The 13731-nt window shown below is 59.2% G+C and carries 14 protein-coding genes and 1 pseudogene; 8 read left to right on the top strand and 7 right to left on the bottom strand.

The window, feature by feature from the left end; translation table 11 throughout:
* Positions 1–14: 14 nt before the first annotated feature.
* The 7 genes from ribBA to TU76_RS05685 all read left to right on the top strand — a co-directional run bounded on the left by ribBA (position 15) and on the right by TU76_RS05685 (position 5203).
* Positions 15–1106, top strand: coding sequence for a bifunctional 3,4-dihydroxy-2-butanone-4-phosphate synthase/GTP cyclohydrolase II (gene ribBA / locus TU76_RS05715; RefSeq protein ID WP_046810534.1), 1092 nt, complete (start codon positions 15–17; stop codon positions 1104–1106).
* 92 nt (positions 1107–1198) lie between these two features.
* The gene (gene ribH / locus TU76_RS05710) at positions 1199–1675 is read left to right on the top strand and encodes a 6,7-dimethyl-8-ribityllumazine synthase (RefSeq protein ID WP_003444275.1); all 477 of its coding nucleotides are present in this window, start codon (positions 1199–1201) and stop codon (positions 1673–1675) included.
* Entirely contained in the window at positions 1672–2172 is a 501-nt protein-coding gene (nusB, locus tag TU76_RS05705) for a transcription antitermination factor NusB (protein ID WP_016779229.1), read from the top strand. The genes ribH and nusB overlap by 4 nt, the downstream gene beginning before the upstream one ends.
* Before the next feature lie 15 nt (positions 2173–2187).
* Positions 2188–3147: a thiamine-phosphate kinase gene (gene thiL, locus TU76_RS05700; protein ID WP_019824309.1), complete on the top strand. Its 960-nt coding sequence runs from the start codon at positions 2188–2190 to the stop codon at positions 3145–3147.
* A 225-nt stretch (positions 3148–3372) separates the two neighbouring features.
* Positions 3373–3990, top strand: coding sequence for a GTP cyclohydrolase II (gene ribA, locus TU76_RS05695; protein WP_019824308.1), 618 nt, complete (start codon positions 3373–3375; stop codon positions 3988–3990).
* Positions 3987–4406 (top strand): hypothetical protein, encoded by a 420-nt coding sequence (locus TU76_RS05690; RefSeq protein ID WP_019824306.1) that lies wholly within the window; start codon positions 3987–3989, stop codon positions 4404–4406. The genes ribA and TU76_RS05690 overlap by 4 nt, the downstream gene beginning before the upstream one ends.
* Positions 4406–5203, top strand: coding sequence for a cobalamin-binding protein (locus tag TU76_RS05685; protein ID WP_046810537.1), 798 nt, complete (start codon positions 4406–4408; stop codon positions 5201–5203). Before TU76_RS05690 ends, TU76_RS05685 begins: the two co-directional genes overlap by 1 nt.
* A 69-nt stretch (positions 5204–5272) precedes the next feature.
* Here the strand turns inward: TU76_RS05685 and TU76_RS05680 are convergent, their stop codons facing one another.
* The 4 genes from TU76_RS05680 to TU76_RS05665 all read right to left on the bottom strand — a co-directional run bounded on the left by TU76_RS05680 (position 5273) and on the right by TU76_RS05665 (position 10480).
* A complete protein-coding gene (locus TU76_RS05680; RefSeq protein ID WP_048351227.1) occupies positions 5273–7144 on the bottom strand; it encodes a TonB-dependent receptor domain-containing protein in 1872 nt (623 codons plus the stop codon).
* A gap of 178 nt (positions 7145–7322) precedes the next feature.
* A complete protein-coding gene (dxs, locus tag TU76_RS05675; protein ID WP_048351226.1) occupies positions 7323–9221 on the bottom strand; it encodes a 1-deoxy-D-xylulose-5-phosphate synthase in 1899 nt (632 codons plus the stop codon).
* A gap of 132 nt (positions 9222–9353) precedes the next feature.
* Positions 9354–10241: a (2E,6E)-farnesyl diphosphate synthase gene (gene ispA / locus TU76_RS05670; protein ID WP_019824299.1), complete on the bottom strand. Its 888-nt coding sequence runs from the start codon at positions 10239–10241 to the stop codon at positions 9354–9356.
* The gene (locus TU76_RS05665; RefSeq protein ID WP_019824297.1) at positions 10238–10480 is read right to left on the bottom strand and encodes an exodeoxyribonuclease VII small subunit; all 243 of its coding nucleotides are present in this window, start codon (positions 10478–10480) and stop codon (positions 10238–10240) included. Before TU76_RS05665 ends, ispA begins: the two co-directional genes overlap by 4 nt.
* Positions 10481–10630: 150 nt before the next feature.
* Between TU76_RS05665 and TU76_RS05660 the strand changes: the two are divergent.
* Positions 10631–10981: pseudogene (locus TU76_RS05660) on the top strand (SDR family oxidoreductase); the annotation flags it as partial.
* A gap of 348 nt (positions 10982–11329) precedes the next feature.
* On the opposite strand, the gene TU76_RS05655 reads toward TU76_RS05660, so the two are convergent.
* The 3 genes from TU76_RS05655 to TU76_RS05645 all read right to left on the bottom strand — a co-directional run bounded on the left by TU76_RS05655 (position 11330) and on the right by TU76_RS05645 (position 13716).
* Positions 11330–12067 (bottom strand): LexA family transcriptional regulator, encoded by a 738-nt coding sequence (locus tag TU76_RS05655; RefSeq protein ID WP_048351225.1) that lies wholly within the window; start codon positions 12065–12067, stop codon positions 11330–11332.
* A gap of 207 nt (positions 12068–12274) precedes the next feature.
* The gene (gene ppa, locus TU76_RS05650; protein ID WP_003444254.1) at positions 12275–12802 is read right to left on the bottom strand and encodes an inorganic diphosphatase; all 528 of its coding nucleotides are present in this window, start codon (positions 12800–12802) and stop codon (positions 12275–12277) included.
* Between the two features lie 101 nt (positions 12803–12903).
* Entirely contained in the window at positions 12904–13716 is an 813-nt protein-coding gene (locus TU76_RS05645) for a M90 family metallopeptidase (RefSeq protein ID WP_046810541.1), read from the bottom strand.
* Between the last annotated feature and the right edge of the window lie 15 nt (positions 13717–13731).

Genomic DNA, 13731 nt, shown 5'->3' with positions numbered 1-13731 from the left:
TAAGGGGGTGCCGCGTGGCGCTCAACAGCATCGAAGAACTGGTCGAAGACATCCGCCAAGGCAAGATGGTCATCCTTATGGATGACGAAGACCGCGAGAACGAAGGCGACCTGATCATGGCCGCCGAGTGCTGCAAGGCCGAGCACATCAATTTCATGGCGCGTTTTGCCCGTGGCCTGATTTGCATGCCGATGACCCGTGAACGCTGCGAACTGCTGAAGTTGCCGCTGATGGCGCCGCGCAACGGTTCCGGCTTTGGCACCAAGTTCACCGTCTCGATTGAAGCCGCCACCGGCGTGACCACCGGCATTTCCGCCGCGGATCGCGCACGCACAGTGCAAGCGGCTGCAGCCAAGGACGCCAAGGCCGAAGACATCGTCAGCCCGGGCCATATCTTCCCGCTGATGGCCCAGGCGGGCGGCACCCTGGCCCGCGCCGGTCACACCGAGGCGGCCTGCGACCTGGCCCGCATGGCCGGTTTCGAGCCAAGTGGCGTGATCTGCGAAGTCATGAATGACGACGGCACCATGGCCCGTCGTCCCGAGCTGGAAGTATTCGCCGCCGAGCACGGCATAAAAATCGGCACCATTGCCGACCTGATTCACTACCGCATGATCCACGAACGTACCGTTCAGCGGATTGCTGAGCAGCCACTGGACAGCGAACTGGGCCAATTCAACCTGGTGACCTATCGTGATTCAGTCGAAGGCGATGTGCACATGGCACTGACCCTGGGCAAGATCTGCGCTGAAGAACCGACGCTGGTTCGGGTGCATAACATGGACCCGCTGCGCGACCTGCTGATGGTCAAGCAACCGGGCCGCTGGAGCTTGCGCGCCGCCATGACCGCGGTGGCCGAGGCGGGCAGCGGTGTGGTGCTGCTGTTGGGGCATCCGCTGGACGGCGACGTATTGTTGGCTAATATCCGCGAAACCGCGGACCACGCGCCGGTGAAAAAACAGACCACCTACAGCATCGTAGGTGCCGGTTCGCAGATCCTTCGTGACCTGGGCGTGCGCAAAATGCGCCTCATGAGTTCACCAATGAAGTTCAATGCCATATCCGGTTTCGATCTGGAAGTTGTAGAATACGTGCCCTCCGAATAAAGACCGGTCGTGTCCTGTCCGAAATTCGTGGCCCAATATCCTTAAAGAACGCACGCGAGTGCGTTCTGGCTCTTTAATACGAGACATACCGAATGACCCTGAAGACCATCGAAGGTACCTTCATCGCCCCCAAAGGGCGCTACGCTCTGGTAGTTGGCCGTTTCAACAGCTTTGTTGTCGAAAGCCTGGTGAGTGGTGCCGTTGATGCCCTGGTTCGCCACGGTGTGAACGAAAGCGACATCACTATCATTCGTGCGCCGGGTGCGTTCGAAATCCCGCTGGTTGCGCAAAAAGTTGCTCAGCGCAACGAGTTCGCTGCCATCATCGCCCTGGGCGCTGTGATTCGTGGCGGTACTCCGCACTTCGAATACGTTGCTGGCGAATGCACCAAGGGCTTGTCCCAAGTGTCCATGCAGTTCGGCGTACCGGTAGCATTCGGTGTACTGACTGTTGATTCGATCGAGCAAGCCATCGAGCGTTCCGGCACCAAAGCCGGCAACAAAGGCGCTGAAGCTGCCTTGTCCGCCCTTGAAATGGTTAGCCTGTTGGCACAGTTGGAGGCCAAGTGATTTCCGACGAAAGCGATCGTTTCAACCCGCGCGATCCAAAACCTGCGGACGCTGGCAAACCCTCCAAGAGCGCCAAGCGCCGTGAAGCGCGTCAACTCGCGACTCAGGCCCTGTACCAATGGCACATGGCCAAGCAATCGTTGAACGAGATCGAAGCTCAGTTTCGCGTTGATAACGACTTCACCGACGTTGACGCTGCTTACTTCCGTGAAATCCTGCATGGCGTGCCTGCACACAAAGGCGAGATCGATGCTGCTCTCGTTCCGTGCCTGGACATCACCATCGAAGAACTCGACCCGGTTGAACTGTCTGTTCTGCGTCTGTCGACCTGGGAGCTGATCAAGCGTGTCGACGTCCCTTACCGCGTTGTGATCAACGAAGGTATCGAGCTGGCTAAAGTGTTCGGTTCCACCGACGGCCACAAGTTTGTCAACGGTGTGCTCGACAAACTGGCGCCGCGCTTGCGTGAAGCTGAAGTCAAGGCTTACAAGCGCTAAACGGCGCTGTCGGCCATGGGCGAGTTTGAGCTGATCCGCAATTTCTTCGCTGCCGCGCCCTGTGCGCAGGGTGGCGAAGGTGTTGCTCTGGGTATTGGCGACGACTGCGCCCTGCTGGATGTTCCCTTCGGGGAACAGCTGGCGATTTCCACCGACACCCTGGTAGCCGGGGTGCACTTCGCAGATCCTTGCGACCCTTTCTTGCTCGGTCAGCGTTCGCTGGCGGTGGCGGCCAGTGATTTGGCAGCCATGGGCGCAACACCCCTCGCATTTACCCTTGCCCTGACCTTGCCGACGGTTGAAGCCGATTGGTTAGAGGCTTATGCCCGCGGTTTAAACCTGATGGCCCAAGCCTGTGGTCTGCGTCTGATCGGTGGCGATACCACGCGCGGGTCGTTGTGCCTGACGCTCACGGTGTTCGGCCGGGTGCCCGCAGGCCAGGCCCTGACCCGCAGCGGTGCCCGCTCTGGCGACCTGCTGTGTGTGGGCGGTGAGCTGGGCAATGCAGCCGGCGCTTTGCCGCTGGTGCTGGGCCAACGCACCGCAGAGCCGATGATCAGCGAACCGTTGCTGACCCATTACTGGTCGCCACAGCCGCAGCTGGCGCTGGGTCAAGCACTGCGCGGCAAAGCCACTTCGGCACTGGACATCTCCGATGGCCTGCTCGCCGACTGTGGCCATATAGCCTTGGCATCAAAGGCGGGGTTGGTGATTGAGCTGGATCGAGTGCCCGTTTCGCTGGCGCTGGAAGAGTTTCTGGGCGACAGCGGTGCGCAGCAGGCTGCCTTGAGTGGCGGTGACGATTACGTGCTTGCGTTCACCTTGCCCGCGCTTGAGCTGCCGACGTTGCTGGCCGATGGTTGGCCGATCCATGTGATTGGCCGCGTGGTCGAAGGGCAGGGCGTGACACTGCTGGATGCGGATGGCTCAGACATCACGCCTGCAGTGCGCGGATATCAGCATTTTCACGCTTGACCCTGTGGGAGCGGGCTTGCTCGCGATGGCATCACCACGTTCAGCCTGATACACCCCATCGCCTGCTTCGCGAGCAAGCCCGCTCCCACAGGTACTGTGTGTGCCACAAGTCATCAAACTTTTAGATATTTATCCTCGGTAATTCAGCCTAAGCGTCTGTCGGAACCTCCTGTTACAATGCCGCCTCTGCGAATCTCCAGTCCTCAAACTGATCAGGAGCACACGGTGCCCGTCGTTTTCGTTGCCGCTTGCAAGTTGCCCACCCCCTTTGCCGAATTCACCATGCATGGCTTCCTTGAGAAAACCACGGGCCGTGAACACGTTGTGCTCAGTTTGGGCGACGTGACGGATGGTGCTCCGGTGTTGGGTCGGGTTCATTCCGAATGCCTGACGGGTGATGCCCTGTTCAGCCAGCGCTGTGACTGCGGATCGCAGCTCGAAGCGGCCTTGCAGGCCATTGCCCGCGAAGGGCGTGGCGTGCTGTTGTACCTGCGTCAGGAAGGTCGTGGCATTGGCTTGTTGAATAAAATCCGTGCCTACGAGCTGCAAGATGGTGGCGCCGATACCGTTGAAGCCAACGAACGCCTTGGCTTTGCTGCCGACCAGCGCGATTACGCTATCTGCCTGCCGATGCTTGAGCACGTAGGCGTGCAGTCGCTGCGCCTGATGACCAACAACCCGCGCAAGGTCAAAGCCTTGACCGATATGGGCATCACCGTGGCAGAGCGTGTGCCGCTGCACACCGGGCACAATCCGCACAACAAACTGTACCTGGCGACCAAGGCCAACAAGCTCGGTCACATGATGGGCAACCAGCATCAAAATGAGGCAGACCCGGCGTGACCCGTGGTCAGCGTCGTAGGCGCCTGAGCTTTAGTTGGTGGCAACAGCTGGTACTGACCCTGCTCCCGCTGCTGTTGGCCAACTGGTTTTTTGGCAGCTCCGAGCCGTTGCTGCCTGAACTGGCGATGCCGTTCTTCATCGCAGGCGTGGCATCGATGTTCGCGACCCTGCGCACGTTCGGGCCTTACAAGCATGGCCTGATCAACCTGCAAAAAGCCCTCGACACCCCGCAGGAACCGGCGGCTTGGGATGAGCTGGCACGTGTGCGTCACCGTGCCCTGCTGGCCGCAGGGTTCCCAACCTGGATCGCCGCTCTGGCCGTATTTGTCGGGCTTGAAGGTGTTCCGCTGTTGCTGCTGGCATTGTCGACACTGGTGCTGTTTTACCTCTACCGCATTCCTCGCCAGGTCGGCTGATGCGCGTCTGGCTGGCGGCTCTGCTGCTGAGCGCCAGCACGCCCTCCCTGGCCACCCCCCGTGTGGTCAGCCTGTCACCTTCTTTGTCTGAAATGGTCGTCGAGCTGGGCGCCGCCGATTTGCTGGTGGGGCGTCTGGATGCGGGCGAACCATTACCGGAGCTGGCCAGCGTGCCCTCAGTGGGCCGCTACGGGCAGTTGGACATGGAGCGCTTGCTCAGCCTTCAACCCGACCTGCTCTTGCTCTGGCCGGGCAGTGTGGGCATTGCACAGCGCGAACAGCTGCGTAGCCTGAAGATCCCGACCTACATTGGCGAGCCAGGCAGCCTCGATCAGCTGGCTGATCAGGTTGAAGCCCTGGCCGCTGCCCTTGAGCGCCCTGCGCGGGGGCATGCACTGGCGGATCAATTGCGTCAGCGTCTTGCCGGATTACGGGCGAAGTATCAGAGCGACAAGCCGGTGCGAGTGTTTTATCAGGTGTGGGATCAGCCTCTGTACACCATCGGTGGCGGGCAAATCATCAGTGATGCGCTAGCCGTGTGCGGGGCGAAAAATGTGTTCGACGACCTCAAGCTGCCGGCTCCGCAAGTCAGTATCGAGTCCGTTCTGCAGCGTAATCCCGAGGTGATCATTGCCAGCACCCAGGCGCAGCTGGATGCCTGGAAAGCCTGGCCGCAGATTGATGCGGTCAAGCATGGGCGTTTGCTGTTGTTGGCCGACAAAGGCCTGGAACGCCCAAGCGGGCAGATGCTGGAAGCGACAGCCAGGTTGTGTGAGCAACTGGCGTCAGAGCAGTAACCCTCCCTCAGTGGGAGCGAGCCTGCTCGCGAAGGCCTCAACAGAGCAGGCTCGCTCCAACAAAAAGTTTCACAGCGTTGGGGTCCAGGTGACGGCCAACTGCAGCGAGCGCCGCTCTTCGCGGTAGCCATAATAGCTGCCGTCATAGCTGTAAAGGGCGCGGGTGAAGCGCTTGTCCAGCAGGTTGTCGACCTTCACATCGAACCGCACTTCTGAACTGGCCTGCCAGTTGCCGCGCAGCCCCAGCACGCCATACCCGCCAATGGGCTGCTTGTTGTCTTCATCATTGAAACTGTTGCTCACCGCCTGCCAGGTAGCGCCTACCCCCACACGGTCAAATTGGCGGTCCAGATCCAGGCTCAACGTCCGTCGTGCGCGGCGGCTCAAGGTGTGGCCAGTGTCTCGATCACGGGGGTCGATGATCGCAATCCCCAGGCTGCTCTGCCAGCCGAACCACTCCTGCTGCACGGCGCTTTCGAAACCGGTAATTTGGGCCGCGCCGATGTTTTGCTGGATAAAGTTGGCGTCGGCCACAATCGCGTCACGAATGTCGGTGCGATACAGCGAGGTTTCCAGGCGGCTGGTGTCACTCAGCTGACTGCGCCATTGCAGTTCGTAGCTCTTGGAGTGCTCCGGTTTGAGATTCGGGTTGCCGAACTCTGGGTAGTACAAGTCATTGAATGTAGGTGCGCGAAACCCTTCGCTGTAAGACAGCAGTACATCGTTGTCGGCGTTGAGCGGCACAGTCAGGCTGGCGCTCCAGGTGTTGTGGCTGCCGAATTGCTGGTTCTGGTCGTGACGCAGGCCCAGCTCGGTCGAAAAGTAATTACCGTGGAAGCGGTGCTGGATAAAGGCGGCACGATTCCAGCGACTGTCTACGTCGAAAACGGTACTGCTGCGCACGCGGTCTTCATAGGTGTCTGCGCCCAGGATCAGGGTGTTTTGATCGTCCAGCGTCAGGTTGTTTTGCCAGTTGAGTGAGTCTCGATAGGTGTTGAAGCTGTAAACGTCAGAGCTAAGCTTGTCCCGGGTCTTTTCGCGGTTTTCGCTGTGGCCCAGTTCCAGGCGTGAATTCCAGCGCTCGGCAAGCTGGGCGTCGATAAAACTGCCGACGCTGCTGATATCGAAGTCGCTGTAAAGTTGCTGCCCACTGACCGTCAGGGTGCTCGGGTCCCAGCGACCAAACGAGTTGTCGAGTTCGGTCTTGCCGATATTCTTCATCGCGGTCAGTCCGACCTCAAGGTCCTCGCTCAGGTAGTGGCTCAGGTTCAGGCTCAGTGATTTGTTGCGATAGGCATCATGGTCGTTGTCGCTGGGGAAGGACTCGTGAGTACGGTTGATCCCCGCAGTCTGTTCGAGACTGCCGCTCAGGTTGTAGCGCGTTTGCGTATCCCCGCCGGATATCCCGACGCTGTTGTCTGAGCTGCCATAGCTGCCCATCGCGCTGCGGACTCGAAGCTGCGGGGCCTGATTGGCGCCACGGCGAGTGAAAATCTGAATCACCCCGCCGATCGCATCACTGCCGTAGATCACTGATCGCGATCCGCGCAGCACTTCTACGCGTTCGATCTGATCGATATTCAGGTACTGCAGGTTGCTGTCGGCCGAAGTGGCATTGGCCATGCGTTGGCCGTCCACCAGCACCAGACTTTGTGCCGACTTGGTGCCGCGAATATAAATCCCCGGCAAACCACCGCGCCCGCCGCTTCGCGCCACTTGAACCCCCGGTACCCGGCCCAGCAGGTCGGTCAGGCTGGTGGGTTGCAGGCGGTCAATGTCTTCACGGGTGAACACGCTGTTGGCGCTGCTGCTGTCCGAGCGCGCTTCAACCTGGCGATTGCCGGTGATCAGTGTTTGCGGGAGTTTGAGCGCGTCTTCGCGCTCAGCGGCGTTGGCCAGCAACGGGCTGCTGAGGATTAAAACCAGGCGAAGGTGTTTCATGGGTGTTAAAAACTCCGTAGCCGCTGGCGAAGGAACGAGGCTGCGTTCGGCGGCGTAGCCGTCGTAAAATCAGCACGCGCGGTTTTCAGTCACACCGCATGTTCTGATTTTACGATTGCTTCGCAATCGAACGCAGCCTTCGGCAGCTGCTACATATGCGAGTACATTTTCAGCTTTTCTACAGCCCCAGCAATGCCATGCGCTGGCGTACCGAGGCTTCGATGCCTGGTGCATCCAGGCCGCACTCAGCCAGCATCTGGCTTGGCTTGGCGTGCTCAACGTAGATGTCCGGCAGGCCCAGGTGCAGGACTGACTTGAGTACGTTTTCACGGGCCAGGAACTCGCTGACACCCGCACCGGCGCCACCCATGATGGCGTTTTCTTCGAGGGTCACCAACAGTTCATGGCTATCAGCCATTTCGCGAACCAGTGCTTCATCCATTGGTTTGACGAAACGCATGTCGACCACGGTGGCGTCGATTTTTTCTGCCACTTGCAGGGCTTCGGCCAGTTGCACGCCAAAAACCAGCATGGCGACTTTGGAACCCTGGCGACGAATCACGCCCTTGCCGATGTCCAGCGGTTCGAGGTTTTTTTCGATAGGCGCGTTTGGGCCAGTACCACGCGGGTAGCGTACTGCCGCCGGGCCGTTATACAGATGGCCGGTGGTGAGCATTTTGCGCAGTTCGTTCTCGTCGCTCGGGGTCATGATGACCATGCCCGGGATGCAACGCAGGAACGAGAGGTCGAAACTGCCTGCGTGGGTTGGGCCGTCTTCGCCCACCAGACCTGCGCGGTCGATGGCGAACAGTACGTCCAGATTTTGCACGGCAACGTCATGCACCAACTGGTCGTAACCGCGCTGCAGGAACGTCGAATAAATAGCCACCACAGGCTTGGCGCCTTCGCAGGCCATACCAGCAGCGAAAGTCACAGCATGCTGTTCGGCAATCGCAACATCGAAATAACGTGTGGGGAAGCGTTCGCTGAAGGCGATCAGGTCCGAGCCTTCTTTCATGGCTGGAGTGATGCCCATCAGACGCTCATCGGCAGCGGCCATGTCGCACAGCCACTCGCCAAAGACCGCCGAGTACTTCGGCCCGCTGGCCACTTTTGGCACCGCTTTCGGTGCGTTCAGCGGGTCAAGCTTGGTGATGGCGTGATAGCCAATCGGGTCGGCTTCGGCGGGAGCAAAGCCTTTGCCTTTCTTGGTGACGATATGCAGGAACTGCGGACCTTTGAGGTCGCGCATATTGCGCAGCGTCGCGATCAGGGTCGGCAGGTCGTGGCCATCGATAGGGCCGATGTAGTTCCAGCCCAGCTCTTCAAACAGTGTGCCGGGTACCAACATGCCCTTGGCATATTCTTCGGTACGGCGAGCGATTTCCCAGGCGCCGGGCAAACGCGACAGCACTTTTTTGCTGCCTTCGCGCATGCTTGCGTAGGTACGGCTGGAGAGGATTTTGGCCAGGTAATTGGACAGGCCACCCACATTGCGCGAAATCGACATGTCGTTATCGTTGAGGATCACCAACATGTTGGCATCCACTTCCGGCGCGTGGTTCAGGGCTTCAAAGGCCATGCCGGCAGTCAGTGCGCCGTCACCGATCACGGCGATCGCCTTGCGATCGCTGTTTTGCAGGCGGGCGGTAATGGCCATGCCCAGCGCTGCGCTGATCGAGGTGCTGGAGTGCCCAACGCCGAAAGTATCGTACTCGCTCTCGGAGCGACGCGGGAAAGCGGCAACGCCGTCCTTCTGGCGCAAGGTCGCCATTTGCTCGCGACGGCCCGTGAGGATTTTGTGCGGATACGCCTGATGACCCACATCCCACACCAGTCGGTCGTCGGGGGTGTCGAACACGTAGTGCAACGCGATGGTCAGCTCAATGACACCCAGGCCGGCACCGAAATGCCCGCCCGTCTGGCCGACGGTATAGAGCAATTCCAGGCGCAACTCATCGGCCAGGGTTTCCAGCTCGGCTTCGGCCAGGCGGCGCAGACCCGCAGGCGTGCCTGCCCGGTCGAGCAGGGGCGTAGTCGGACGGTTGCGGGGAATCTCTTGAAACGTCGTTGGCATCAGGCGAATCGTTATAGGTATAAGAAGAGGCGGCAGTTTACCTTATGGAACGTAAGCTGCCCACGCAGTCTGGCACTCGTTAGTAAGACCTTGGCATTAGAGCTGTCAGAAATCATTACCGAGTGTGGCTTATCAGTGGCGGCGTTCAACGATATATCGCGCCAATTCACGCAGCGGTTCGGCACCTGCATCAAAATGCCGCAGGGCATTGAGTGCCTGATCGCGCAGATCCAGTGCATAGCCTTTGGCCTGCTCCAGACCCATCAGCGCCGGATAGGTCGGCTTGTCCCGTGCGATATCGGCGCCCTGGCGTTTGCCCAGAGTCGCGGTATCGCTTTCAACATCCAGAATGTCGTCCTGAACCTGAAACGCCAGGCCAATGGCCCGCGAGTAGGTGTTCAGTGCGTGCAGATTTTTGGCGTTGGCGTTGCTGCTGGCCAAGGCGCCCAGTTGAACACTGGCTTCGATCAGGGCTCCGGTCTTGTGCCGGTGCATGTTTTCCAACGCTGCCTGATCAAGTTTCAGGCCTACAGAACCCAGGTCAATGGCTTGTCCGCCGACCATTCCTGCCGGGCCTGCGGCCTTTGCCAGGGCGGTGACCATGCGCAAGCGAGTCTCGGCGTCCAGGGTGTTGAGTCGTGGGTCGAGCAGGGCGCTGAACGCCAGGCTTTGCAAACCGTCACCGGCCAGAATGGCGCAGGCTTCGTCGAATGCCTTGTGGGTGGTCGGTTGGCCGCGCCGCAGATCGTCATCATCCATTGCGGGCAAATCATCATGCACCAGCGAATAGGCGTGGATCAGCTCGACGGCACATGCCGCGCCATTGGCTTGTTCGGGCACGCTGCCCAGCGCCTGGCAAGCGGCATAGGCCAGTAGCGGGCGAACACGTTTGCCACCATTCATGACGCTGTAGCGCATGGCCTCGTAAAGACGGGCCAACTCCGGTGCCGGAGCGACAAGCAAGAGTTCAAGCGCCGCATTGACGCGTGCCTGGCTGCTGATCTGGTAAGCGTCAATCATTCGGACTGTTCCGCATCAAAAGGCTCTTGCGCCAACTCACCATCACGCTCAAGCAGGATCTGGACTTTCTGCTCGGCCTGGGCCAATGCGCCCTGACAATCACGGGTCAGGCGGATGCCTTGTTCGAAGGCGGTCAGAGAGTCTTCCAGCGACAGCTCGCCATTTTCCAGACGCTCGACCAGTGTTTGCAGGTCAGCGAGTGACTGTTCGAAATCCGGTGAAGCTTTTTTGCGGGCCATGGCGGCATTCTCGGTAGGCGTTAAAACCGGCTGACACTAGCAGACAGCAGGTTTTGGGGCAAATCGGGGGCGGCCTTCACCCTGCGGACTTTGAAGTGGATGACCTGGAAATGATGCCCTAAAGCCCGGGCAAGATTGAGCTTTAGCCCCATCGCCGGGCACGAAGGCTATGCCCTGTTGGGGGTTTACTCCTCAACCAAGTTTGCCGTCCGTGCCTTGACCCAGGCGGCCAAGGAGCTGGCTGTTCACGGCATTGCCGTCAACGCCTATTGCCCCGGAGTTGTGGGCACTGACATGTGGGTCGACATTGACAAGCGTATGGCCGAAATCACCGGCGCTGCGATTGGTGCGACTTATGAAAAGTTTGTCAGCGGGATAGCCTTGGGTCGGGCAGAAACACCGGATGACGTGGCGGCCTTTGTGTCCTACCTCGCCAGCCCGGATGCTGACTACATGACAGGGCAGGCTCCGCTGATCGATGAGGGGCTGGTGTTCCGCTAAATCCCGCCGTTGCAACGACACTTGTGGGGGGCGAGCTTGCCTGCTCCCACTGTTCTTCAAGGCTCGTCTTGCAGGCGCAACCCAACTGGGTTTTTTCGAAAACTTCAGATTCGCAGGCATTAAAAAGCCGGCTTGTGGCCGGCTTCTCGGGGGCGGGTTTGGCTTATTTTTGGTAAGCCGTACTCGCCTTCAATCGGGACATCCAGCGCGTTGCGGCTGGGTGTGGGGCGTGACGGCTTTTTGCGGTCTGGCCCTGCATTCCGGCTCGCTAGAAGCGAGGGGGATGCGCAAGTGCGGCAAATCATACTGGGATTGAAGTGCTTTTCCCACTAAAAGCCTGCCCAAACGCTATTCCTCCAGTGTGTAAGGCATCGGAGGGCGCCGGCGATTGAGCGTGGACCACCAAAATACCCATCCCAATATCCGTATCTGCTGCGCTTGGACTTCGGCGGCGCTGAACACTTCGTCCGCTGACTCCAGGTGGTTGTGGCTGCGCAGGCGCAGGCCGTTGTTGGGCAGGCGATAGACGTATTTGATGCGCAGCATGCCGTCCTGTTCGAGAGCATAAATTTCGCCGTCGACGATATGGGTCAGGCTGCGGTCGACGGCGACAGTGGAGCCGTCCTGGATTTTATGCGACATGTCGTTGCCGATCATGGAGATACACATGGCCTGGTCGGGGCTGACGTCCATGGCCTCCAGAACTGAACAGGTTAATCGCACGGTTCGGTCAGGAATGTGCACCACCCGAGTTTTGCCCGAGCCATCCGGGTGCAGGGCTTCGCTGTAGAAAGGCACTTCAACTTCGAGGTAGGCAGCAGGCTTGTGCGGCATCGGCGCTTGGTCAGGAGACGTTGCGTCGTTGCTGTCGGCAAACCCCGGGTGTTTGTTTCCTTCTCCTGTGCGTAACCAACGACTGTTGACGCACAGCAGCTCGGCGATTTCATCCAGCCGAGCCATGGGAATGCCTCGCTTGAACCAGTTGTTGACGTGCTGCGGCGTAACGCAGCGATTGGCTGCGAAGTCCGAAGCGGTTAAATGGCACTCCCGCAGGAGGGCTTTCAGGCGATCACCGGATGTATTCATGAACACAGAGTCTACGGGCAAGGCAGGCCTGTTTAAATAAACTAAACGTTCAAAAAAACATGGCTAAAACCAGAAAATTCCCAGTCCTACAGAGACCTTTCCTACGTCCATGGGATAAGCATTTTGAATGCCGTAAACGGGCTGTTTTATTGCGTTTATGCGGGCATAAAAAAACCTCGGCGAGCCGAGGTTTTTTTAAGGGGTTACTTAGCCTTTGTAGGCAGCAACCGACTTCATGATCTCGGTGCGGGCGGCTTCTGCATCGCCCCAACCTTCGATCTTCACCCATTTGCCTTTTTCGAGATCTTTGTAGTTCTCGAAGAAGTGCTGAATTTGCTGAATCAGCAGAGGTGGCAGGTCGGTGTACTCTTTCACGTCAACGTACAGCTGGGACAGCTTGTCGTGAGGCACTGCAACTACTTTGGCATCGCCGCCGCCGTCGTCAGTCATGTGCAGGATGCCAACCGGGCGAGCACGGATAACCGAACCTGGAGCTACCGGATAAGGGGTAACAACCAGCACGTCCAGTGGATCACCGTCGTCGGCCAGAGTGTTCGGGATAAAGCCGTAGTTGGCCGGGTAGAACATCGGGGTAGCCATGAAGCGGTCAACGAACAGGCAGTCGCTGTCTTTGTCGATTTCATATTTGATCGGCGCGTGGTTAGCCGGAATCTCGATAGCGACGTAGATGTCATTCGGCAGGTCTTTGCCAGCCGGAATCTTGCTGTAGCTCATTGGGCGGTGCCCCCGTTAGTAGGCCAGTTTGGTTGGCCGATTTGGCCAAAAAGTGGCGGCGATTATAGGCGTATTCCTATAAGGACGTCACCCTTGGGCGATCAGTGCTGTGCGCGGTATTCGGGGTGTTCGGTTTGCAGCTGCTTGAGGCGTGCGAGGGTGTCCTGACGATAGAACAGACTCAGCTGTTGATAGACCAGCGGATAGGCATGGTTCAACAGGTCTGGCGCGCTGAAAAAGTACTCGCTGGTGACCGCAAAGAACTCGGCCGGGTTTTCGGCCGCATACGGATCAATTGGCGCGTGGTCCGCGTTGTGGTGGTCAAGATAGTGATTGAGGTGGTCGTAGGCCTGTTGCATGGCCTTGGTCCAGTCACTCACGTGCATGCTGCTGTGCAGTGGCGGCATGCCATTGGCAGAGCCATTGAGCATGTCCAGTTTGTGTGCCAGCTCATGGATGACCAGGTTGTAGCCTTCCCAGCCACCGCTCGACAGAACGCCAGGCCAGGCCAGAACCACCGGGCCATGCTCCCAGGCTTCACCGCTGTGATGGCCTTCCCACTCATGCTCGACGCCGCTGGAGTCACGATGGCGCTGGGGGCTGATGAAGTCGTCGGGATACAGCACGATTTCGTGAAACCCTTGGTACCAGTCCAGATCGCCCAGATTGAGCAGCGGCAATTGTGCCTGAGCGGCCAGCAACAGCCGGCCCTCTTCGGTCAGCTCAACACCGGGCATGGCCGTCAGGTGTTTGTCCTTGAGGAACAACACGCTGGTGTCGCGCAGCCACTTGTCCTGCTCGTCATCCAGCCCGTCGAGAATGCTCAACCGCTGGCGCACGCTGTGCCAGACATCGGGTGTCACCGGGTGTTGCGCCAGAATCCGCTGGCGCCGCCATTCAGTTAGAGACCACATGGTAGGCGAGTCCGA

Source organism: Pseudomonas psychrophila (assembly GCF_001043005.1).
In the GTDB taxonomy this organism is placed as follows: domain Bacteria; phylum Pseudomonadota; class Gammaproteobacteria; order Pseudomonadales; family Pseudomonadaceae; genus Aquipseudomonas; species Aquipseudomonas psychrophila.
Note: the sequence above shows the minus strand (reverse complement) of the source record. Positions and strands in the feature narration are given on the sequence as shown.

Bases quoted from the DNA above. Each gene is read 5' to 3' on its own strand.
- TU76_RS05645 (WP_046810541.1), bottom strand. From the start codon at position 13,716: ATGTGGTCTCTAACTGAATGGCGGCGCCAGCGGATTCTGGCGCAACAC.
- ppa (WP_003444254.1), bottom strand. From the start codon at position 12,802: ATGAGCTACAGCAAGATTCCGGCTGGCAAAGACCTGCCGAATGACATC.
- ispA (WP_019824299.1), bottom strand. From the start codon at position 10,241: ATGATTGACGCTTACCAGATCAGCAGCCAGGCACGCGTCAATGCGGCG.
- dxs (WP_048351226.1), bottom strand. From the start codon at position 9,221: ATGCCAACGACGTTTCAAGAGATTCCCCGCAACCGTCCGACTACGCCC.
- TU76_RS05655 (WP_048351225.1), bottom strand. From the start codon at position 12,067: ATGAATACATCCGGTGATCGCCTGAAAGCCCTCCTGCGGGAGTGCCAT.
- TU76_RS05685 (WP_046810537.1), top strand. From the start codon at position 4,406: ATGCGCGTCTGGCTGGCGGCTCTGCTGCTGAGCGCCAGCACGCCCTCC.
- TU76_RS05665 (WP_019824297.1), bottom strand. From the start codon at position 10,480: ATGGCCCGCAAAAAAGCTTCACCGGATTTCGAACAGTCACTCGCTGAC.
- TU76_RS05680 (WP_048351227.1), bottom strand. From the start codon at position 7,144: ATGAAACACCTTCGCCTGGTTTTAATCCTCAGCAGCCCGTTGCTGGCC.
- thiL (WP_019824309.1), top strand. From the start codon at position 2,188: ATGGGCGAGTTTGAGCTGATCCGCAATTTCTTCGCTGCCGCGCCCTGT.
- ribH (WP_003444275.1), top strand. From the start codon at position 1,199: ATGACCCTGAAGACCATCGAAGGTACCTTCATCGCCCCCAAAGGGCGC.